Source organism: Idiomarina rhizosphaerae (assembly GCF_024159085.1).
Taxonomy (GTDB): domain Bacteria; phylum Pseudomonadota; class Gammaproteobacteria; order Enterobacterales; family Alteromonadaceae; genus Idiomarina; species Idiomarina rhizosphaerae.
The window spans coordinates 119284-140767 of the sequence record NZ_JAMZDE010000007.1 but is presented as its reverse complement, the minus strand read 5'-3'; the positions used below and the strand labels follow the sequence as shown (position 1 = coordinate 140767).

At 44.5% G+C, this 21484-nt stretch carries 22 protein-coding genes and 1 pseudogene; 19 read left to right on the top strand and 4 right to left on the bottom strand.

Features of this window, described 5'->3' with window-relative positions; translation table 11 throughout:
* The first annotated feature begins 11 nt into the window (after positions 1-11).
* On the top strand, positions 12-428 hold the full coding sequence (locus tag NJR55_RS08305) for a hypothetical protein (protein ID WP_253619519.1): 417 nt from the start codon (positions 12-14) through the stop codon (positions 426-428).
* A gap of 16 nt (positions 429-444) precedes the next feature.
* Here the strand turns inward: NJR55_RS08305 and yiaY are convergent, their stop codons facing one another.
* On the bottom strand, positions 445-1593 hold the full coding sequence (gene yiaY / locus NJR55_RS08300) for an L-threonine dehydrogenase (RefSeq protein ID WP_253619517.1): 1149 nt from the start codon (positions 1591-1593) through the stop codon (positions 445-447).
* A 192-nt stretch (positions 1594-1785) separates the two neighbouring features.
* Entirely contained in the window at positions 1786-3957 is a 2172-nt protein-coding gene (locus tag NJR55_RS08295) for a TonB-dependent siderophore receptor (RefSeq protein WP_253619515.1), read from the bottom strand.
* 168 nt (positions 3958-4125) lie between these two features.
* On the opposite strand from NJR55_RS08295, the gene NJR55_RS08290 reads away from it, so the two are divergent.
* Positions 4126-5304, top strand: a complete 1179-nt coding sequence (locus tag NJR55_RS08290) for a DUF3179 domain-containing (seleno)protein (protein WP_253619513.1) — start codon at positions 4126-4128, stop codon at positions 5302-5304.
* Between the two features lie 19 nt (positions 5305-5323).
* On the opposite strand, the gene NJR55_RS08285 is transcribed toward NJR55_RS08290, so the two are convergent.
* Positions 5324-5812 (bottom strand): hypothetical protein, encoded by a 489-nt coding sequence (locus NJR55_RS08285; RefSeq protein WP_253619511.1) that lies wholly within the window; start codon positions 5810-5812, stop codon positions 5324-5326.
* Positions 5813-6010: 198 nt separating this feature from the next.
* Here NJR55_RS08285 and NJR55_RS08280 point away from each other — a divergent pair, with 198 nt between their 5' ends.
* The 6 genes from NJR55_RS08280 to NJR55_RS08255 all read left to right on the top strand — a co-directional run bounded on the left by NJR55_RS08280 (position 6011) and on the right by NJR55_RS08255 (position 10223).
* Positions 6011-6841 carry a MipA/OmpV family protein gene (locus NJR55_RS08280; RefSeq protein WP_253619508.1) on the top strand — a complete coding sequence of 277 codons (831 nt, stop codon included), beginning with the start codon at positions 6011-6013 and terminating at the stop codon, positions 6839-6841.
* Between the two features lie 81 nt (positions 6842-6922).
* Positions 6923-7279: a DUF4156 domain-containing protein gene (locus NJR55_RS08275; RefSeq protein WP_253619506.1), complete on the top strand. Its 357-nt coding sequence runs from the start codon at positions 6923-6925 to the stop codon at positions 7277-7279.
* Positions 7280-7289: 10 nt separating this feature from the next.
* A complete protein-coding gene (locus NJR55_RS08270) occupies positions 7290-7643 on the top strand; it encodes an SdpI family protein (protein ID WP_253619504.1) in 354 nt (117 codons plus the stop codon).
* Positions 7644-7843: 200 nt separating this feature from the next.
* On the top strand, positions 7844-8698 hold the full coding sequence (locus NJR55_RS08265) for a class I SAM-dependent methyltransferase (protein ID WP_253619502.1): 855 nt from the start codon (positions 7844-7846) through the stop codon (positions 8696-8698).
* A 36-nt stretch (positions 8699-8734) separates the two neighbouring features.
* Positions 8735-9793 (top strand): MerR family transcriptional regulator, encoded by a 1059-nt coding sequence (locus NJR55_RS08260; protein ID WP_253619500.1) that lies wholly within the window; start codon positions 8735-8737, stop codon positions 9791-9793.
* Positions 9794-9809: 16 nt separating this feature from the next.
* Positions 9810-10223 carry a VOC family protein gene (locus NJR55_RS08255; protein WP_253619498.1) on the top strand — a complete coding sequence of 138 codons (414 nt, stop codon included), beginning with the start codon at positions 9810-9812 and terminating at the stop codon, positions 10221-10223.
* A 27-nt stretch (positions 10224-10250) separates the two neighbouring features.
* On the opposite strand, the gene NJR55_RS08250 is transcribed toward NJR55_RS08255, so the two are convergent.
* Positions 10251-12581, bottom strand: a complete 2331-nt coding sequence (locus NJR55_RS08250) for a glucose/quinate/shikimate family membrane-bound PQQ-dependent dehydrogenase (protein ID WP_253619496.1) — start codon at positions 12579-12581, stop codon at positions 10251-10253.
* 114 nt (positions 12582-12695) lie between these two features.
* On the opposite strand from NJR55_RS08250, the pseudogene NJR55_RS08245 reads away from it, so the two are divergent.
* From NJR55_RS08245 to NJR55_RS08195, 11 genes and pseudogenes are all read left to right on the top strand, one after another.
* A pseudogene (locus NJR55_RS08245) lies at positions 12696-13561 on the top strand (delta-class carbonic anhydrase).
* A gap of 66 nt (positions 13562-13627) precedes the next feature.
* Positions 13628-14584 carry a hypothetical protein gene (locus tag NJR55_RS08240; RefSeq protein WP_253619495.1) on the top strand — a complete coding sequence of 319 codons (957 nt, stop codon included), beginning with the start codon at positions 13628-13630 and terminating at the stop codon, positions 14582-14584.
* 27 nt (positions 14585-14611) lie between these two features.
* Positions 14612-15637 carry a DUF2157 domain-containing protein gene (locus NJR55_RS08235; protein ID WP_253619493.1) on the top strand — a complete coding sequence of 342 codons (1026 nt, stop codon included), beginning with the start codon at positions 14612-14614 and terminating at the stop codon, positions 15635-15637.
* Between the two features lie 104 nt (positions 15638-15741).
* Positions 15742-17859 (top strand): TonB-dependent siderophore receptor, encoded by a 2118-nt coding sequence (locus NJR55_RS08230; protein ID WP_253619491.1) that lies wholly within the window; start codon positions 15742-15744, stop codon positions 17857-17859.
* Between the two features lie 196 nt (positions 17860-18055).
* Entirely contained in the window at positions 18056-18421 is a 366-nt protein-coding gene (locus NJR55_RS08225) for a cupin domain-containing protein (protein ID WP_253619489.1), read from the top strand.
* A 59-nt stretch (positions 18422-18480) separates the two neighbouring features.
* The gene (locus NJR55_RS08220; protein ID WP_114981441.1) at positions 18481-18699 is read left to right on the top strand and encodes a type II toxin-antitoxin system Phd/YefM family antitoxin; all 219 of its coding nucleotides are present in this window, start codon (positions 18481-18483) and stop codon (positions 18697-18699) included.
* Positions 18700-18808: 109 nt separating this feature from the next.
* Positions 18809-19423 carry an HAD-IB family hydrolase gene (locus NJR55_RS08215; RefSeq protein ID WP_253619487.1) on the top strand — a complete coding sequence of 205 codons (615 nt, stop codon included), beginning with the start codon at positions 18809-18811 and terminating at the stop codon, positions 19421-19423.
* A gap of 9 nt (positions 19424-19432) precedes the next feature.
* Positions 19433-19852, top strand: a complete 420-nt coding sequence (locus NJR55_RS08210) for a SecDF P1 head subdomain-containing protein (RefSeq protein WP_253619485.1) — start codon at positions 19433-19435, stop codon at positions 19850-19852.
* A gap of 196 nt (positions 19853-20048) precedes the next feature.
* A complete protein-coding gene (locus NJR55_RS08205; protein ID WP_253619483.1) occupies positions 20049-20759 on the top strand; it encodes a hypothetical protein in 711 nt (236 codons plus the stop codon).
* Positions 20760-20768: 9 nt separating this feature from the next.
* Positions 20769-21245 carry a DUF6985 domain-containing protein gene (locus NJR55_RS08200; protein WP_253619481.1) on the top strand — a complete coding sequence of 159 codons (477 nt, stop codon included), beginning with the start codon at positions 20769-20771 and terminating at the stop codon, positions 21243-21245.
* Positions 21220-21474 carry a hypothetical protein gene (locus NJR55_RS08195; RefSeq protein WP_253619479.1) on the top strand — a complete coding sequence of 85 codons (255 nt, stop codon included), beginning with the start codon at positions 21220-21222 and terminating at the stop codon, positions 21472-21474. The genes NJR55_RS08200 and NJR55_RS08195 overlap by 26 nt, the downstream gene beginning before the upstream one ends.
* The last annotated feature ends 10 nt before the right edge of the window (positions 21475-21484 follow it).

Here is a 21484-nt window from a genome sequence, read left to right as displayed (position 1 = left end):
AGGAGGTTGCTATGGAACTCATTCAGAATTGGAAAGTGTTACAGCGTATGGGTAATTATGAGTTTGAGCAGGGGCAATGGCAAAATGCCAATCATTACTATATGAATAGCATTCTCCTGCTACGAGAACACTTGAGTGATATTCTGAAACACCAGAACGAGCAGGCTGGCGAGGTTATTATTTGCCTGTCAATTGCGGTGCAGAATTTGTCTGAGACATATCATCGTCAAAATCGCGTGAATTGTGGCATTTCTCTGTTAAGTAGGACATTACATAATTTTCAGCAGCTACAGAATACGCTTTCGTCAGATCACCCTGCGGCTATAGCTCTGCTGCGCGAAGCCTGCAAGTTGCGCCAGCTTATGTTTATGCACAAGAGCATTGAGGATCAAGCCACCTCCATAGGTGGCCCGATCCTGAGCAGTTAAGTTTCGGTGACTCCGGTTAAAAAGCCGCTTTAAAAATAGCAACAACGTCTTCGTGACTGGGTTGAATTGGATTAGTCAGGCCACAAGCGTCTTTCATCGCATTGTCTGCCAATGTACTAAAGTCCTCTTCTTTTGCCCCCAGTTCTTCCAGACCAGCCGGAATATTAACGCTTTGAGACAGTTCGACAATGGCGGCAATAGCAGCATCAGCACCTTCTTTGTCTGTTAATCCCTGTACTTCTGCGCCCAGTGCTTTACCAATGTCTTTCAGGCGCGGTGCGATAACCTGACTGTTGTAGCGTTGCACATGAGGCAATAAAACCGCGTTACAGACACCGTGCGGTAAATCGTAGAATCCGCCGAGTTGGTGGGCCATGGCATGTACATAACCGAGAGACGCATTGTTAAACGCCATGCCCGCCAGGAACTGTGCGTAAGCCATTTGCTCACGAGCTTCCATATTTGCTCCGTTATGAACCGCTTCGTGAAGATTGTCCCGGATAATCTCTATGGCTTTTATGGCACAGGCATCGGTAATCGGCGTAGCGTCGGTAGATACATAAGCTTCAACGGCATGCGTCAAAGCATCCATACCCGTTGCTGCAGTCAAGCTGGCAGGCATGCCGACCATTAATCTTGGGTCGTTAACAGAAAGAATAGGTGTCACGTTTTGGTCGACAATTGCCATTTTAATATGGCGTTCCGGATCGGTAATGATGCAGAAGCGGGTCATTTCAGATGCTGTGCCTGCGGTGGTATTAATACTAATGAGTGGCAGTTGTGGCTTTTTCGAGACATCAACACCCTCATAGTCGCCAATTTGCGCGCCATTAGTGGCAACCAGTGCTATGCCCTTGGCGCAGTCGTGAGCTGAACCACCACCAAGTGAAATAACACAATCGCATTGATGCTTCTGCAGAACATCTAGCCCGGCTTTAACGTTCGTCACTGTCGGGTTGGGTTGTACGCCATCGTAAACCAGACTGTCTATTCCATGCTCTTTTAGCAGGGCTTCGATTTCGGCAGTAACGCCCAGTTTGGTCATGCCGGGGTCGGTGACTATCAAGGCTTGTTTAAAGCCATAGTTATCAATTTGCGTGGCCGCATCTTTAAGGGCATTCTCGCCGATAATATTGACCGCTGGAATATAAAAAGTACTGCTCATGGCATTAGCCTTTTCTGTCAGTGAATTTATATTCTATTATTGTGTTCCTTTGTTTCGCTGAATAGCTTGATCTGAATCAATAGTTTGGCGTAAAGATAAAATCAACACACCAGAGAGTCTACATATAGCCCTGCTACCATAGGTAATAGCGGGGCTATATCCATTGTTTAGATAATAAAGGCCAATAATATATTAAAAGTCCCAGCGCACACTGGCACTGATATTACGTGGTTCGCCATAAGAACCGTAATTGTATACGCCGACACTTTCAAAGTAATTCTTATCAAAAAGGTTATTAATATTTAATGACGCAGTAAGGCTGTCAGAGATCTGATAGCGGGCAAACAGGTCGGCAACCGTATAACTTTCCTGACGGGGAATTTCACCATTAGGGCCCACACCTTGGTTTCTTGACGGAAATACTTCACTCTGCCAACGAAGCCCGCCACCCAGAGTAAACCCCGGCAAATTCTCTGCAAAGCTATAAGAACTGGTTATTCTTACCATATCTTCAGGCGCCTGGCGGCTGACTTTTTCACCCTCATTGTTGCGGGCTACCCGGTGTGTATAACCGGCGTAAACTTGAAGTCCGGTCATAAGTTCACCTGAGAGTTCAGCTTCATAACCTTTTGTTTCTACGCCGTCTTCAGCTTTATAGCGCTGTTCTGGCTGACCGTTAACAATAACTTCAATATCCGGAATAGCGACATTCTTTTGTTTAACCTGAAATACAGCGGTTGAAAAATTCAGCCGTTGGTTAAAAAATTCACCTTTTAGACCTATTTCATAGTTTTCGCCGTGCACAGGGTCAAGCAAATTACCATTCCGATCTTTTTGAGTTTGAATATTGTAGATATCGGTCAGGCTGGCGTAGGTGGAGAAATGATCATTAATGTCGTAAACAATACCTGCGTATGGGGTAATAACACCCGAGTCAGATTCATCCACCGCGATGACAGGGGAGCTCATAGCCTCGGGAGTGTAGTTGTACTCTTCATGCGACCATGAGCTGGTGCGAAGTCCTACAATTAGGGACAAAGGCTCCGCTAAGTCAAATTGCGCACCACTGTAAAATCCGCTTTGTTTGGTTTCCCAGCCCCAGATATAGTCAGATGCCGATGCAAATTCTGGTTCAGGGACAGATTCCCATTGGTAAAAGCTCCATGGCTCAACTGGTGACAGTGCAGGTCGTCTGCTTCGGTCATTTTCTTCAAGGTTACTGTTCCAGCCAACAACCATTTGATGTTGGCGTCCTAAAAGCTCAAACGGACCACTTAGCCTAAAGTCCAGGGTATACTGATTCCAGTCACCTCTGGTCGAGCTGGGGCTGGCTCCAAGTCCGAGGCCGGAATCCCGATCAAGAAATCCGGTTACATACATTCTTTTGTCATCATAATGCCCGTCAATATGGCTGGCATAAAAATCAAATTGCCAAAAGTTTGAAAACCGGTGCTCCAGAGACGCAAACGTAATGTTGCGATTACGATCACGATACGTCCAGTCACTTCCGGTATTACTGGAACGGGGGAGTTCAGTACGTGTACCGTCGTTGTAATATAAAGGTACGGGCTCACCGTAACTTATCCCATCAACATGATGTTTCTGGTAGTCGACTCCGAAATTGACTTCGGTATAGGGCGTTATGTCAGCTTCCAGAATACCGTAAAGAATCGTTTTATCACGCTCTACACTGTCCATGTAAGAACCGGCATCCTGATAAGCCGCAACAAAGCGTCCCCGTAACTTATCGTCAAAACCCAGACTTGAAGAAACATCGGCTTCCGCTCGGGTTAAATCCCATCGGCCAGCTTTAATGTTAATAGAAGAGCGCAGATCTTCCGTTGGCTTTTTACGAATTAAATTGATAGCGGCTGATGGATTGCCCGCACCCTGGAGTAAACCTGCTGCGCCCCGAATCACTTCTACACGCTCATAAACGGCCATGTCAGAAAGAAAGTCTCCTTCAACGCCACCGTAGGCACCCCGCACATTAGCACCGTCAAATTGTACGTTATCAATAGAGAATCCTCGTGCGGTCGGGAATATACGATCAGTTTCGGCTCGGTTGACGTTAATGCCTGTGGTGTATCGTAGTGCCTGAGCAATTTCTGTTATTGCTAAATCGTCAATCTGCTGCTGGGTAATTACGGTCATAGACTGAGGGGTTTCTCGAAGAGAAAGGTTAAGCCCGGTGGAGTAATCCATAACACGTGTTGTGTAAGAGTTTTTAATTTCAATTCTTTCCATTTCTTCGCTTTTATTGCTTTCTTCTTGCGCGTAAGACGGCAAAGCAGCTGAGGCAGCGCCTATGCCAAGTAACACTGCTATGTGAAGAGGGGATTTTCTTAAATGCTGAGTTATCACCTTTTTATCCTCGCCTGTAGAAAATGTTGGGAGGTTAGTATAATGTTAATGATAATTATTATCAATTTCGTTTAAGGGGGAGCTATTGCCGCTATGGCTTTACTCAATGAGATGGTGTTTACTTCGGTAATGGCATGTACCGTTTTTTGCTCTAACTGAGAGAACGCTATGGTATTTATTTTTTATGCACTCGCTGTTTTGTCTTTGGCAGTGGGATCTGCTGCTATTTACATGACGCTTATTCAGGCGTTTCCTGTTCAGTGGTCGTATTATCATTACTTCATCAGAAAGCCTATAACCTGGAGTGTGTTTGCTGCCGGTATCGTTGCCTCCTTGTTAATTACCTGGCAAGTGGGTGAGTTCCCTTTGTGGACATTGTTTCCTATTATCCTAATGGCGTTGGCCGTTGTATTAGCGCATCGAATGCATCAGGAAAACGTGTTTAAAGCTGTGGATTTCCCCGCTATGACAGATGATCCGCTGAAGCTTCCTCTTCAGGACAACATGGAGTTGGCTGTTATTGAGTACAATGATGTTACTAAGGCGTACCCGCTGGACTATGTAATACATCATCACATTATTAATGATCGTCTCGACGACAAACTGGTGGCGTTAACTTATTGCGCCATGTGCCACAGTATTATTCCTTTCGATATCACCGATATTGGCCCTTTGTTTGTCGGTTCGTTTAAAAATGCGAATATGATTGTGGCTGACAAAAAAACTAGAACCTTTTTCCAGCAAGCCAGTTGTGAATCTGTTATTGGCAAGTTACACCCGTATACGCTAACAATGATCCCGTTTCAGGTTTTAACCTGGAGTGAGGTGAAAAAGCTAAACCTCTGTCCTAAGGTCGTTAGAGTAACAAAGCAGGACTTTAAAGCGTTTGAGCTTCCCGTTAAGGGCCTTTGGAACAAGGTTATAGCGAATGGTTTGACCCCAGGGCTTGCATCAAAAAACCGGGATAATACCTTTTCGCCACGAACGCGTATGGTGGGCATTACCGATAAAATCGCTAACCCGCAAGTTGTGTACCTTAAAGACGAGTTATTAGAGCAGGGCGTGGTTAACAACGAAGAATTAGGTGTTGTGCTTGTCGCTGTGAACGGCTCTATTCTTGGATTTAAAAGCTCAGTCGAGGGAGAGTCGGTGAGTATTGAACCCGGTGCTAATAGCACGCTTTGCGACACAAAAAGCGGAACGATATGGAATGTTCGCGGTAAGTTTATAAAAGGCGAAATAGAATCGAACCTGGTTCCTGTGGCTATTTCCGATGAATATTGGTTCTCCTGGAAGCTCTTTCACCCCGGAAGTCAGCTGGTTAGATTGCAAGAGAAGAAAAGTTGAATGCCAGAGACAATCATTTTTAGGACATAACCAAGGACATCACTTCCGCAACTGCTTTGTCATCTAAGTCCATTTGATCAACCGTTTCGCTGAGTTGGAGCATAGCCTGGCTAAGTGCGGTATTATAGCTACTGATTTCCTTTTGCAGAGCGTCTATACGAGTCTTGCGTTCTTCATCGCTCAGGGCGCTATCGTTCATAACATCCTGCAGTTCCTGCTGTTTCTCCTTAATCTTTTCTCTGTACTCCGCTATCCGTTTTAGTAAGTCTTTTAGCCCTGTGGGAAGGCTACTTTCGTCAATTTTTTCCTTCTTAGAAAGCAGGGAACTTTCCCCTTTTTCAGAGGCAGAGGTAAGTTCTTTAACGAAAGGCGACAGGTCAACATAAAAACTGGCGTTGCTACTGGTTTTGTCGCTCTCAGGTTTGCTATTCGTTGTTGTGTTGGGTGGCTTAGTACTAACCGAAGGCACACTGGAAGAGGCGGTCTTCGTGTATAAAGATATAGGCATGGCACTCTCTCCAGAAGGTTAAAATTTATTCCTGCAAGTGTTATCGGCAGTATATTCCAGAACTTTAATTCGTCCGAAATAACAACCTGTTTCCAGTTAAAAAAGACCGTTGACCCTCACGTAGCGTATGGTTTTAATCTGCTTTACGAAGTTAAAGATGATGAAGATGCGTCAATATTTTTTGCAGGGAGTATGTTTATGCCATCACTAGTTTTTGAGGCTTGCAGGTTATTATTTCGATATTACAAATTTGTATTTACTAAAGTAACGATTTTACTGCTCATTTTGGGAAGTGCTTTGCCTGTTGGTGCAGAACAATTAATAGAACGGGAAACAGTTAATTCATCTTGGGGGCTGGGCTTAGGGGTGTACAGCGAGCAAAAAGCTTATATAGATGTCGAACGTAAGAATCTAGGTGTCCCTGTTTTAACATTTGAAAATCAATATATTCGGTTAGCAGGTCCTGAACTGAGGTTAAGGCTTCCAAGCTATGAGATTAGCAATTTCAACAGGCTTGATTTTAGTCTTATTGGTAGGGTCGGTATTAATAATTATGACGAGAGTGATACCTGGATTCTTGAGGGTATGGAAGATAGGAAAGGCGGTTTCTGGGCTGGTGCAGGAGTAAAGTGGAAGAGTCGTTTGGCTAATATTAGCGCAGAATTTTTGAGTGAAGTTGCCGGGGACAGCGAAGGCCTTCGTTTTAATTTGGGTATTGAGAAAACCTGGCACTTTGCTAAGAAATATACATTCAGTCCGCGTGTCGAAATCGAATGGCACGACGATAATTATGTTGATTACTACTATGGCGTTCAGGCAAACGAAGTGAACGCTGATCGAGCTCTCTATAAGGGAGAGGCCGCTATCAATATGGAAGTTGGAGCGCGGGTTGGTTATATGTTCAGCCAGAATAAGCTTTTGATTTTAGATTTCAGTGTTACAAGCCTGGCAAAGGAAATAAAAAACAGTCCGCTGATTGGCCGCTCTGCCGAAAATAATGTGTTTTTTGGTTACATCTACAAGTTCTGATAAGCCTAATTCAACAGCGGAAGAGCATGAAGTTTTGTTTTAACCTTTTATACGAAATTCGACTCTACTTAGGAGAAAAAAATGAAAACTATCGTCACGTTTTTCTTTTTGATTGCATTAACTGGATGCGCATCTAAACCGATGATAGCGGGGGCTGAAAAGGTACTGTTAACGCGTAACCCGGTGCCATCCGGATGCCAGTTTTTGGGGGAGGTTAGTGGCGCCCAGGGAAACGTTATTACTGCTGATATTACATCAGACAAAAACTTGATGCAGGGAGCCAGAAATGAGCTCCGTAACAATGCATTAAAGCTAGGGGCTAACTATGTCGTTCTCCAAAATCAAAGTCAAAGTAATAACAGCGATGGTGTCGGGGGAACATTTAGCGCAACAGTTTTCGGAAACGCATATAAATGCACAAATAATAACTCTCAATAGGAGGAATAAAGTGGATATTTCAAGCGTTATTCTTGGCATAATTAATATTCTGACTGCCGCTTTGATGATTGCTCTTGCTATTCCCTTGGTTTTGGGAAAAGTAAAGATGAACGCAGTTTATGGAATAAGAACTCGTAGCGCATTTAAGTCTGAAGAAAATTGGTACAAAATTAACGCTTATGGAGGGAAGCAATTTATCCTCTGGTCGGTGCCGCTTGTTTTACTTGGTATTGTGACGTTTTTTATTCCGTTTGAAAGTTTTCCTGTGTTAACCGTTTTTATCGCGTTTGCCCCGTTAATCATTATTGTACCCGCTATTATCAGTTGGCGTTACGGAAAACGTATTAGCACCGAAGATGCTTAAGTTAAAACTTGCTTGAGATTTTTTGTCAATTATTCGGGGGAAATAAAGGCTGACGAACAAACGGATTTGTTTAGAATTTTAAGTGTTTTGCTTTGATTCTATAAAAAAGTTGAAGTTGATATGCATATAAAAAAAGCGGTTGACCCTTACGTTGCGTGTGACTTTAAGCTCTGTAATTTTTATGGAGCAGGAGAAAAGGAATGCGAAAAATTCACTTTCAGGATTCGGCACATACTGTCGCTATTGCCAGAGCAATACATCAGTTACTAGATGAACCAATAGTTCTTGATGACCCTTTAGCTTTGCCTATTTTGGGACCTGAACTGAAGGATATTGTTATTGCTGATCCCTATAAGTATAACGAGCCTGGCTCTCGTTCAATGCGGGCGGGGATCGTTGCCCGCTCTCTGTTGGCCGAGGAGTATGTAAGTGCTGCGATTGCCAGCGGCGTTAGGCAAGTATTATTACTTGGTGCAGGCCTTGATAGTTTTGGTCTATCTCAGGGAACAAAATTGCCCAGAGCTAACTTATTCGAGATCGACCGTACGGAAATGTTAAATCACAAGCAATCTTTGCTTTCGATGTCAGGGCTTAAAGTACCGGAAAATTTACATTTTGTCCCTTCCGATCTAAGCCGAAAAAATTGGGTTGGTGACTTGATTGAATATGGGTTTGATAAAAGTAAGCCTGTAGCAATCAGTTGCCTTGGACTAATTCCTTATCTAAATGCAGAGCAAGTTCGACAACTATTGTCGCAGATATTAGAACTAGCACCAGGCTCGAGTCTAATTTTTGATTATCGAGTGAAAACCGAGTTATTGAATGTGGTTGAGCAGGCAATTGTCAAAGTTTCTGAAGAGGTTTTTTCTGCAATGGGTGAGCCGTGGCGTTCGCAGTTCGATCCGACCCATTTTGAAAAGGAATTAAAGATTATGGGGTTTCCTCAAGTCCGTACTTTTGGTTCAAGTGAATTGAATCAAAGGTATTTTTCCCGTCGTAAAGACGGCTTACAGATTGCTGGTGGTGGTTTTCGCTATATTGTGGCGCAGCTTTAGGATTAAACATATTCGAATCTGTAGGGAGGAGATAGGATGAACAGTCCGGTAGGTTCCGGTGGCATGCAAGCTGGGGTTTTAGCCAAACGTGCAGGTATTACGGTAAGGACATTGCACCACTATGATGAGATTGGCCTGTTGCAACCGTCGTCGCGTACTGACGCTGGCTATCGTCTTTATACCTCAGCTGACATCATTCGGTTGCAACGAATTCAGTTATTGAAGAATTTAGGGCTTACTTTAACGGAAATAAAAGATCTCCTTAATGGCGGCAATAACTATTCTATTAAAGCTCTAGTTGTAGATAACCTCGCGGCTGTTAACCAACGAATTACTACCGGTATCGATTTGCGGGAGAAGCTCTGGCGCATGCAGGAGTTATTAGAGCAGAATGAAGAACCTGACACCGAAACTTTTCTGGAAACTCTGGAACTCATTTGCGCTTATGAGCGTTATTTTACTCGCGATGAGTTAAAAAAATTGAGATTTTATACTCGTCAACGAGCCACCAAAATTCGTTGGCGGCAATTGTTGGAGGAGCTTAGAGTTTTACGTGAGAAAGGTATTCCGCCCACCGATCCAAAAAGCTGGGATCTCGCTGTACGCTGGATGGAACAGTTAGAGCAGGATACCGACGGTAATCCCGAACTTCTCAGGAAAATTACCGTAATGGCCGAGAGAGAAGAAGCTCTGCAGACCTACTTAGGCGTTGATAATGAGCAAATTACTTTTATTCAACAGGCATTTTTGAATCATAAACAAGCTATATTTAAGCAGCATCTGAGGCCCTCAGTATACTCCTACTTAGCTGATCGTTATCCCCGTCAGATGAAACGGTGGCCATTTCTTCTTGCCCGTATTCATCAAATGCTTGAAGAAGGGATTCCTCCGGAAAGTGAAGAAGGGCTATCCGCAGCGCGGGAATGGGAGTCAATATTTGTGGGGTATGCCGGATCTGATCCTGAAACACAGGCTGAGATCCGTCAAGTACAGATGTCTGAACCTGAACTATGTCGAGGTACTTGGCTTAAAAATGAAACTTTGACGTTTTTACAAAAAGCATTGAAAGCTCTTAATGAAGAGGGAACCAATTAATTCTAAGGAGGAAAAGATGGATAGCAGTATTAATTCGGCGACAATATGTATTGGCTCGATTGAGATACCGGTGTTTAATCTGCGACGAGCAATCGAATGGTATAAAAAGGCGTTGAGGTACGATTGTGTCTGGTCCGACGAATGGCATGCGATGCTTCATCCTCAAGCAGTTGTCGAATCTTCAGCAAAAATTCTTTTGGTAAAGACCGATGATTCATTTAGATTGAAATTTAAATCAACATTTACTAACACGGAACACAGTGTTATTGATTTCGAAACAGATGATTTGGAACGATTTCATCAACATCTTCTTACTCTAATTCCAAGCCTTGGAGCTATCCCTGAGCCCGTTAATGATTGGGCTCCAAGGGGCTTTGGTTTTGAGGACAGTGAAGGGAATCGACTGGCAGTATTTTCTTATAGCCGCTAGGCTTTTCCCTTCATTGGCAATGGATATTTAGCGTTTGAGTTTATAGGCAATCACATAATCGCCAATGGTGGTGCCTATAGAGCCGTGACCACCGGCTACCTGAACCACCATTTGTTCACCCTGGCTGTTCAAATAGGTCATTGGTGTGGCCTGTCCTCCAGCTGGCAAACGTGCACGCCAAAGTTCTTCACCGGTGGATAAGTCATAAGCGCGCAGGTAGTTATCGACAGCGGCTGCCATAAAGACCAGACCACCTTCGGTGATGACAGGGCCACCAATACCGGGGACGCCCATTTTAATTGTCAGCGGAAGCGGTGTCAGGTCACGGACAGTACCGTTTTTATGCTTGTATACGGTTTCGCCGGTTTTCAGGTCAACACCGGCCACGTAGCCCCATGGTGGCTGCTGACAGGGGACACCTAGCGGAGAAAGTAAAGGCTTCATATCTACGGCATAAGGCGCGCCGTCGTTTGAGTTCAGACCTTGCTCTCCCTGGTTCGCCGGACCCATGTCGGAGCCGTCTTTTTTAACCAGCGTTTGTGTGAAGGCCAGGTATAAAGGCATACCGAACATAACCTGACGTTTTGGGTCTACTGCAACACTGCCCCAGTTGAAGACCCCGAAGTTACCCGGATATACCAGTGTGCCTTGTTCTGATGGCGGCGTGTACTGACCTTCATAGCGCAGTGACTTAAACTGAATACGACACATCATCTGATCCAGCGGTGTCGCTCCCCACATGTCTTTTTCAGTCATGGTGGGTGGACGGAAGGTCAGCGCTGAAATTGGCTGTGTTGGCGAGGCATTATCCAGAGCCACCGTTCCCTGAGGTGCTGATTTTTCGGTAATCGGAAATATAGGTTCGCCGGTTTCACGATTCAGCACGTACACATCGCCTTGCTTAGTGGGTACCACAAGAGCCGGCTGTTTTCCGCTTACGGTATCTAAGTCGAGTAGTACCGGCTGGGCAGGGGTATCCATGTCCCACAGGTCATGATGAACAAATTGTTGTACCCACTCTACCTGTCCGGTTTTAAGGCTTAGCGCAACCACAGAGCTGGAATATTTCTCTTCATTTTCAGAGCGGTACCAACCCAACTGATCGGGGGTGCGGTTCCCCATAGGAAAGTAAATAAGACCCAGCTCTTCATCAGCACTGGCTACCGACCAGCTGTTAGGAGAACTGGTAGTGTAAACTTCGTCTTCGGCAATAGGAGCGGTTTCATCCGGGTTACCGGAATCCCAGTTCCATACCAGCTCGCCAGTTTTTACGTCATAGGCACGAATAACGCCGGAAGGTGAGTTTTTGTCGTAGTTGTCATTTACCGAGCCTGCAACTACCACTACGCCATTCGCTACAACTGGCGGCGACGTAGAGTAATAGTAACCGGCTTGTTTGAACGGCATATTGTGGGTTAAATCCAGTTCACCGTTATCGGCAAAGTTTGCACAGCGTGCGCCTGTGGTCGGGTCAATTGCAATTAAACGGGCATCGGAAGTTGGCAAAAAGAGCTCTGCGTCACACTGCACCGGAGTCTGAGTTTCGGCTGCTATGTCCAGCTTTTCAGCAGACGGCGCTTCACCGGAGCTGGGTGGCAAATAGGACACACCGCGACAGGTCTGATGCTGGCGCTGACTTTCCGGTGGCACTTTGGCGTCAAATACCCAGCGTTTAGAGCCGTTGTTGGCATCCAGTGCGACTAACCAGTTGTGCGGCGTACACAAATAAAGCGTATCGCCAATTTTCAATGGTGTTGCTTCATAGGTGGTTTCACCCACGTCTTTAGGGCCTTTCATATCACCAGTGCGGTAACGCCAGACCTCTTCCAGCTGCCCCACATTTTCGGTGGTGATTTTATCCAGTGGCGAATAACGCTGACCCATATTAGTCCGGCCATAAGCGTACCAACTGTCTTCCGGAGAGTTGCCCAGTTTAGGAGATTCGCTGTCTACTTGCGTATCGAGCTTTCCGGATAAGTCATGTGGGTTTGCCATAAGGCTGCCCAGTGTCATTAGCGCAAGAACGGCCCAGACCGGGAGCAATACTTTGCGCCCGCCGTTGTCTGCCTCTTTGGAAAACAGCAAAGGTATGGCCAGCACCAAAAATAAACCTATGCGCGGCGCTAATGCCCACCAGTCATAACCGGATTCCCACAATGACCACAGCATGGTGAGGATCAGAAATACAGTGAACAAAGTGCGGGTTAACGGATGACGTTTGTAACCAAGCCAGGCGTTTAATAGTAAGACCAGACCCGCCAGAAGGTAGTAGGGGCTGCCGCCAAGTGTGAGCAGGTAGACGCCACCTGCCGTTAAGGCGAAGCCGAGGAGTGCGACCAGAATAGAGAATAAAATCATAGCTATCATTCCATATATTGAAATGCATACAGATGTGAGCGACTATTCTAGCAGATGGAATACCAAGTCACCGCGGAATTTGGGGTGATACCACTCTCATTGAGGAGTAAATCCATGAAAACGAATAACCTTTTTACGCTGGGAATCTTAGTTGTATTACCCTTGAGTGTTGCCGCCGAGAATGACCAGTCGGGTGCTCATGAGGAAGCGTCGGATAAAGTTATTGAGCAACAGCGGCTTAACCTGGCGGAAAATACGGAGGGGAAAGGGTTTGGGCCCAGTCACCGCGTGACATTGACTCTTTTAGTGGTAGCAATACTCTTAACTTTAACGAGGCACCAGAGTCTTCTGAGATGAGCCTGTGCAATATTCATTTCCACAAGAATGCCGAGCACAAAGGCGGTGAATTTACAAAATACGCTGGGAACGGCGACGGAAAAGGTTATTTTACTGGTTATGAATATTCAGGGCAGTTAACTGAGGATGAACTAGAACCAGAGGATTCGAACGTTTGCCCAAGCGAGCACGGCAGCCTTTATTCAGGCGACACTATTGAAGTTCATTACGTTTATTCAACCGCTAAGATAAAGCCAGGTTCGACCTTGGGTGCGTGCTTTAACGATGCTGTTGTTAACCCGCAGTTGCGAGTAGAAGCGCAGGTTTTTGTGCTGGTGAATGATGACGACGCCGGTGATTTTGGCGAGCTCAACGAACACGAATTGGTTGACGGGTTATATCAGGCAGTGAATATTCCGGAGGACACCGGAACGCCAGTTGAATACGCAGGTTCAACTACCGGACCCAACTATAATGAAAAAGGCTCGCCGTTTCAGGTTACCTGGAGCGTTCGCCCGAAAGTCGCCAAAGTTGATATTGAGTCGGTGGGTGACTGGTGCGAAGGTAATGTCTTTGAAGAAGACCATGCTCATGGGGTAAGAAACTTAGTAACGAACCCTGAACTGCTTTCTGAAATAAAGTAATAGCGGCAGTAATCCGATTGTAGATGTAAGTTATAGAGTGTGAAGCTGGAAAACTGGAGGCTGAAGATGCCTAATTTTTTATCGGATACATTAATGTCTGCTGCTTTAAAATGCAGTTCTCAGCTTATGTTCGGAGCGTTCTTGATAGGCGTTCTTGGCTTTACGCCTCAGTCTTATGCTCAGAGTTCTCCGGGTGCCACTCTGGATACAACTTCTCATGAAAAATTAGCACAGTCGCTGGACGAGCTTTCTTACACGACGACTAAAGCCGACTACGAAGCTATGATACAAACGTTGAACCTGATGGTGATTGATCGGTCCCATGGGGAAGTATTTCGGCCCTTGCCTTATGCAGTAAAAGAGGTAGGTGACATTGTGCACGGTATGACTCCGACTGAGATTATTGAGCTGGGGCAATCACTGGAAAGCCCGCCGGGAATGGAATTGGTAGACCAACTTTATTTAATGTCGATACGACCACGCACAGAAGAGCAGAGCGAGAGAATTTACTCACAAATTCTGCTTATTGCCCTTGCGGGGTCTGCGTCAGACCTGAAGTTTTCCGAGGATGTTTCAAGTGATTTCTCTCTCTATAGCGGCTCTTCATCTTCTAACAAGGAACTGGAAGGAAATGTAAAAAAAGTGAGTCGCACTCTGATACCCACATTAGAGAAGTGCTCTTTAGCGGCTGAGGAGTTGAGAGCTAGTGGCCAGGATAATCTTAGTGACTTTCCTAAACTTGTGACTATGAATAGTATTATTGATGTGATGGCTGATCGCCTGAGTAACATGGAAGAATTTAAACGCTACAGGGATACGCTTTATTCTTATTTCTCGGTGTATTTTTCCAGTCGGTCAGATCGACGAGTTTGTAAGAATACTCTTTTACCCGGACTGGGACTGGAAGAAGAGGATGAAAACGCATTCCTTTTGTGTGCAGTATACGACTCATTGAATACTTGTATGACCGAATTGCGTCATGAACAAAGAGTAATAAGAGGGACGGTTTCAGAAACTCCGTGAATAAACTGGATAAACAAGAGATGGACTATGAACATTACAAGGAAGAACTTAAGCGAGGCGGCGGATAAAAACATTATCTCTGCTTCGCAAGCCGACGCTCTTTTTGAGTTCATTAAAGAGCAACATCAGGACAAGCCGCAATTTACCTTTAATCATGTGCTGTATTATCTGGGCGGGCTGATTGCTATTGGCGCAATGACGCTGTTTATGAACCTGGGGTGGGAATCTTTCGGTGGTGCCGGCATTGTTCTGATATCTGTTCTTTATGCCGCTATTGGCTTAAAGCTTACTCATGTTTTCTCCGCTAAAAGCTTATCTATTCCCGCAGGAATCTGTGCCACCTTTGTGGTCTGCTTAACGCCGTTGGCTATTTATGGCCTCCAGCAATGGTTGGGAGTGTGGCCCGACGAAACTGTCTATCGTGAGTATCACCGGTACATAAAGTGGCACTGGATATACATGGAACTGGCTACCCTGGCTGTCGGTGTTATTATGGCGTGGAAGTACAAATATCCGTTTTTAGTTATACCTATAGCTGTGACACTTTGGTATATGACTATGGATATTACCGTCATGATTGCTGGCGGTGACATCAGTTGGGAACTAAGAAAATTCGTATCGCTGTACACCGGGTTATTAATGATAGGTCTTGCATTCTGGGTGGACATTCGTTCGCGCGATACCGCCGACTATGCTTTCTGGATTTATATCTTCGGTGCTTTGGCTTTTTGGGGCGGTCTATCCTTTATGGAATCGGACAGTGAACTGTCAAAATTTGTCTATTTCTGCGTAAACCTTCTGATGATAGGTGTTGGTGTATTACTGGTTCGCCGGGTATTTGTGGTACTTGGAGCTCTTGGCAGTTGCTTCTATCTTGGCTACTTAGCTCAGGACGTTTTCCAGGACAGCTGGCTATTTCCGGCCGCTTTAACGGCTATTGGTTTGGGGATTATTTACTTAGGTATTCTCTGGCAAAAGCATGAAAAAGCTATTACCAAAAAATCGCGTGCGGTGCTTCCTGCGGCGTTACGAGAGTTGTTGGAAAGCAAGTAACGGCAATATAATGGTTAGAATTGAAAATCATTCTCATTAAGCTTTTCGTGTGATATCTTATGCGGCTCTTAAATCTTGTTGCGGATAAATAAAGAGAAGGTCGCATGAAAACGAGTTCTGCAATTTGTCGTACTTTATTAGCTACATCCATTTCACTTGCATTTCACGTTAGTGCGCAAGATGTTTCTTCTGATATTGAAACACTTAAGGTAGTGCATCATAAACAACCATATCGTGGTGATGTTCCTCTTAACCAAACTCCTCAGGCAGTTAGCATTGTTTCTGGTGAGCTGCTAAATGACGCTGGTATTAACGATTTCCAGAATGCTCTGGATTTTACTAGTGGTGTGATTAGACAAAATAACTTTGGTGGCATGTGGGACAGTTTTGCGATTCGTGGATTTGCTGGAGATGAAAACCTTCCTTCAGGCTACATTGTCAATGGATTTAATGCCGGGCGCGGTTTTAGTGGCCGGAGAAATACTGCCAACATTCAAAGTATTGAAGTATTAAAAGGTCCAGGGTCCGCTTTATATGGCCGGAGTGAGCCCGGAGGGACTATTAATATTATTACCAAGAAGCCGCAGTTTTATGAGTACGGCTATTTGCAAGTTTCGGGCGGTAATTACGATACATATCGTCTGGAAGGTGATTATACCAATGCCATTAATTCGAATGCGGCTTTTAGAATAAATGGTTCGTATGAGGATGCCGGAAGTTTTCGTGATACCGTGAAAACAAAAGATATCAACTTATCACCCTCATTTATTTACCAATTTAATGACAATACCAGCCTTAGTTATGAGCTTGAAATATTAGATCAGGATACTCCGTTTGATCGTGGGGTTGTGGTTTTAAATAATGACTTCGATACGGTTCCGGTATCACGCTTTTTAGGTGAGCCGGATGACGGTAATATGACCATAGAAGCATTAGGTCATCAGCTTGTGTTACAGCATGAATTAAACAAAAACTGGGATCTTCAGGCTGGATTAAGTTTTCGCGAGTCTTCATTTGAAGGATTCGGCACGGAAGTCGATTTATCTGCCGGAAGACAACTGCTTTACGTTGATGGTGAAACCGTTACCCGCCTTCGGGTTGATAGAGACTTCGACGCTAGTGACTTATCGGGAAGGCTAGAACTAAGTGGTCAATTGACGACAGGGCAATTAAAGCATCATATTTTGGTTGGTGTCGATGCTTACGATTATCAACTGGATAAAGTACAAAACAGATGGCGTACGGCTTTCGGTGAAAATGATACAACATATTCAATTAATTTATTTAACCCTGAATATGGGCAACAGGCTCCGGATATGTCTCCGCTTCGAAATGAAACCGATAAACAGCAATCGGTAGGCGCTTACGTTCAAGATCAAGTCGACCTCAACAAAGATTGGAAAGCTCTGTTTGGAATTCGTATTGATAAATTTTCTCAAGATGTCAGTAATAATTTGACAGGTAGTATTACGAAACAGGAGCAAACAGCAACGAGCCCGAGATTCGGTATCGTTTATAATGCAAACGATTCAATTAATCTATATGCCAGTTACTCTGAAGGCTTTAGACCGAACTCAGGTATTAGCTACAACAATGAAGCGTTTGACCCCGAACAGAGTAAATCGTACGAAGTGGGTGTTAAATGGTCTGCGTTAAAGAGTTCATTTACCGGTACACTCGCCTTTTTCAAAGCGCAAAAAAGTAATATTTTGACAACAGATATGGAACATGTTGGTTTTTCGGCGCCATTAGGCGAGGCAGAGAGTAAAGGTGTCGAGCTGGATTTACTTGCGAACCTTAGTAAAGATACAAGTTTGTCCCTGGCTTATGCTTATACCGATGCGTACACTAAAAATGATGTAGTAAATAGCGATTGGGGCGTTCAGATTGAAGCGGGAAGTCGTTTAATTAATATCGCAAAAAATACTGCGAATATTACCCTGCAGCATGACTTGTCAGTATTCGGACGCCAGGCGTTAGTCGGTGTAAGTGCAAATTACGTCGGTGACAGGCTTGGCGAAACTATCGATCCGAATTATATTTTACCATCGTATAGCTTGGTTCGTTTCTTTAGCGATATAGCGTTGAGCGATGATCTTTCGTTAAAAGTTAATATTGATAACCTGTTCGACGAACATTATTACGAGAGCTCTTATTCTGCACTCTGGACAATGCCTGGCGCACCGATTAATTATCAAGTTGGATTAAAATATAGGTTTTAAGACTCAGTTAGAAAAACGCCGTACGTATAATTGCGTTTTGGCCTGAGGTAGGAAAGGTATTGCTGAAAAGATTGAGCATTGCATGCAGTGTTCAGTAGCGGCCAACCCATAAGCCGATCCAGACCGCGTAATCGATAGTGTGCTTGTTGCAATTGAAGCTGAGTAGCTATGGAACAGCCAAAAAAAGGGAACATCAATGTCATCAAAGGTCATTAATTTTGCCGAAAAATTGAGTAAGTTTTCTGAACACTGGTCGCCGCGGGTGGTTGCTGAAATGAACGACTATCAAATTAAGGTCGTTAAAATTCAGGGTGAGTTTGTCTGGCACGATCATAAAGATACTGATGAAGTTTTTCTGGTACTCAAGGGAAAAATGGGTATTGAGTTCAGAGATAGCGTTGTGCAGCTAGCGGAAGGCGAAATGTATGTGGTGCCTAAAGGTGTAGAGCATAAACCCTTTGCCGAGAGCGAATGCCAGGTACTCCTGATTGAACCAAGTGGCGTTATCAATACAGGTGAAGCCGGTGGTGAGCTTAAGGCGAAGAACAATGTTTGGGTTTGAGGTTAATTCGTAACCTGCTACAGTTGAAACAGTCTTGAAAAAGCCTTTTAAGGTTGGTTATGAAAACGGAAACGGTTACCTATTTAAAAGAGCATGCTAACTCGCTTGAGCTAGAAGAAGACTTACTGGTAACTAAAAAAGGTAAGCCCGCCTATATGGTGCAATCATATTCTGATTACGAGTTTCAGCAGGAAATCATGGCTTTACTTAAGTTGGTCAAGTTGTCTGAAAAGACTCTAAGCAGCAAAGAGCTGAGTCTAGATGAAGCCTTCGAATAATAACTGCGCGGTGATTGCTTCAACGGTATTTAGATTATCGTGACAACGCTTTAGAGCCAAACTTGCAAAAAATTGATTGATGAAAGTGGATTCGGGATAGCCTAACTCAATGAACTTAGCCCTCTTTGACTTTGACGGCACAATAACTAACCAGGACACCTACACAAAGTTCCTGTTTTACGCAACCCCTAAGCACCGCGTTATAGCAACTCTGATTTTAGCCTCACCAATTATTATTCTTTATAAACTGGGGCTTTTAAAAGCCTCACGAACGAGGCCTGCGTTATCCAGAATTGTATTCTGGAATCGTCGTGAGCCTGAAGTTTTAAAGTCAGCGAAAGAATTTGCTACGCACTACCTCCCGAGTGTTATGAGAGAAGAAGCGCTTGCAAAAATTAAATGGCATAAAGAGCGTGGCGACGAAATTTATGTGGTGTCAGCATCGTTAAATTCATATTTATCTTTTTGGTGTAAGGCTCTGGGTATTAAGTTCATATGCAGTGAACTGGAGCTTAAAAACAATAAGTTGACAGGGCGTTATGTCTCCGGAGACTGCAGTCTGGATAATAAGGTAAAAGCGATTAAAAGCACCCTCGATTTGTCCGCGTTTGAAACTATATTTGCCTATGGTGATACCGAAGAAGACGTACCCATGTTGGCATTAGCGCATGAAAAGTACTTTAGGTGGCAGCGTATATCCTCTGCTAAATTGCATATAAAATAGGAGCAAAACTTGGCCGACTTTAAATACCCTCTGATTCTTGCTGTGTTGGTAACTAGCTTCACGTATGCGGACGATACTGCGGTCGCAGAGGATAGAGCAGAACAAAAAAAGATAGAGCACAAAGAAAAGCACTGTGATTTTAACTTATATTTACCAGCAAAGAGTGAGAGAGCTCCGGATACCATACTGTTAGAGCGTTCTGACCTTAGTTCGTTAAATGCAACTACCGACAATAATACGGTTCAATGGACAATAGAAGTGGCTGATCACGCTCTTGCTAAATGGGAAGCTGCAAGTGCTGACCATATTGGTTTAAGTATGCTGATTTATTGTGGTGATGAATTGATATCAAGCCCCGTTGTCAGAGCTCCTCTTGGAAAGAAGTTTAGAGTGACAGGAATGGACGAGGGCGCTCGTCGCATACGTTAGTTCCTCCAGGCAGTTATGTAGAAACTTAGGGTTAAGTTTCTGTAAAGGTGTCGGCACCCGTATTGGAGCTGGGTATTAAGTTGGGTAAACTCAGTTTACAAAATGACAACACGGTGCCAATGGAAGGTGCATAGTAAGTTTTCTTCCGTTAGCTGTATTGTGAAGATCCGCGCTATTACTAATAAGGAAATGTCCCATGTCGATGCACGAGTTTGAAGACCTTGTTGAGTCGTCGGTTAACTGTCTGGCTCAGTCGAACACAAAGACGAGCCAGGAACTGCGCTCGCTGTTCTGGAACCTCTATCAATTTCAGGAATGTTGGGATACTGGTTTCACTCATCTTCGTGTTATTGACACTTTGTTGAAACACAACTTTGTTTACCAATTTAAACTCACTCAACACCCTGACTACGCCGCGCATAAAGCCTTTTTCGATAGCGTCCGCGAGTTTACTTTTGTTGGACTTCACCCTGAAGAAAAGTGGAACGGCGAGACGAACCCTACTGTCGGTTACATTGAACCACCTTACCTATATTGCGATGCTGGCTCACCGCTCTGGCAGAAGTTTGTCGAAGCCGGCTTGCTGACGGGCGACGATGCATTGCCGCCGGTGGAAATGGCTATTCAGGATATGGCAAAAGAAGTCATTGTTGAGGCAAAAGAGCAGAATAACCCTGAATTAATCAGCCTGTGGTATTCGGCATTAGGCTTATATTTATGGTCTTTTAACGAGGAGGCGCAGCTGGAAGAGGCTAAGTCGGATGCATCCATTAATGCAATTAGAGACATTGTTCAGGAAACCGGGGCGCTTGATCTTGACCCGGGGCATGGCTTTTTACAGCAACCGCCACCGGAAGCTTTAGAAGAATATCCGTATTTGTCCTGGTGGTTTCAAATTAAAGGGTAGCGCTCGACAATGGACTTAGTGGCTTGGAATGAAAACCTTAAAAGAGAAGACGACCTTTTGATAGGCGAGTTAAATCTGTCTTTTCTCGGAGTTACCACAAAGGTGGAAGTTTGCTTTATTCAGAAAGGAAGTTCGCCGAGCCCAATTCAGCTTGAAACCTTAAACGGCTATTTAAACAATTCAGAGGCTATTCATTCGGTTGTTGCCGAGGCTATTTACGCAGAATATCGCGCGTCATTATTCAGTTATCGCCGGGCCGTTGGGAGTTGGGGTGAAAACCCCGATGAGCTGGCTCCGGTAATTAGCGATATACGTGAATTAGCTCCATTACTGATATATCAGACACTGTTTATTCAGGACTCTGAAGGGCCCGGTGAATTCGGTATGGGGTTCTGGTCTAAGTGGGAACAAGAACATGGGCTTGGCGTTAAATTTGTAGGCTGGGAGCTTGGTCAGCTTGATGAAAATTCAATTCACTACCAGTAAAGGGAATGAACTCCTTGAAACCCTTCGCTCTGAAGGCTGGAAGATAAAATCTCAGTACAGCCCGCTAGCTTTTGATAAAGGCATCGATTATGACCGGTATGAACTGGTTTTATACGAGCATAAGTTGTTGCTGGAATGGAATAACTGGTTTGAGTGGGAACTGACAGGCGCAGACGATTTATTGTTAAAACTGCAAACTCGGTTTGGAAGTGAACTCTCACAGGGCTGATTGACGATAT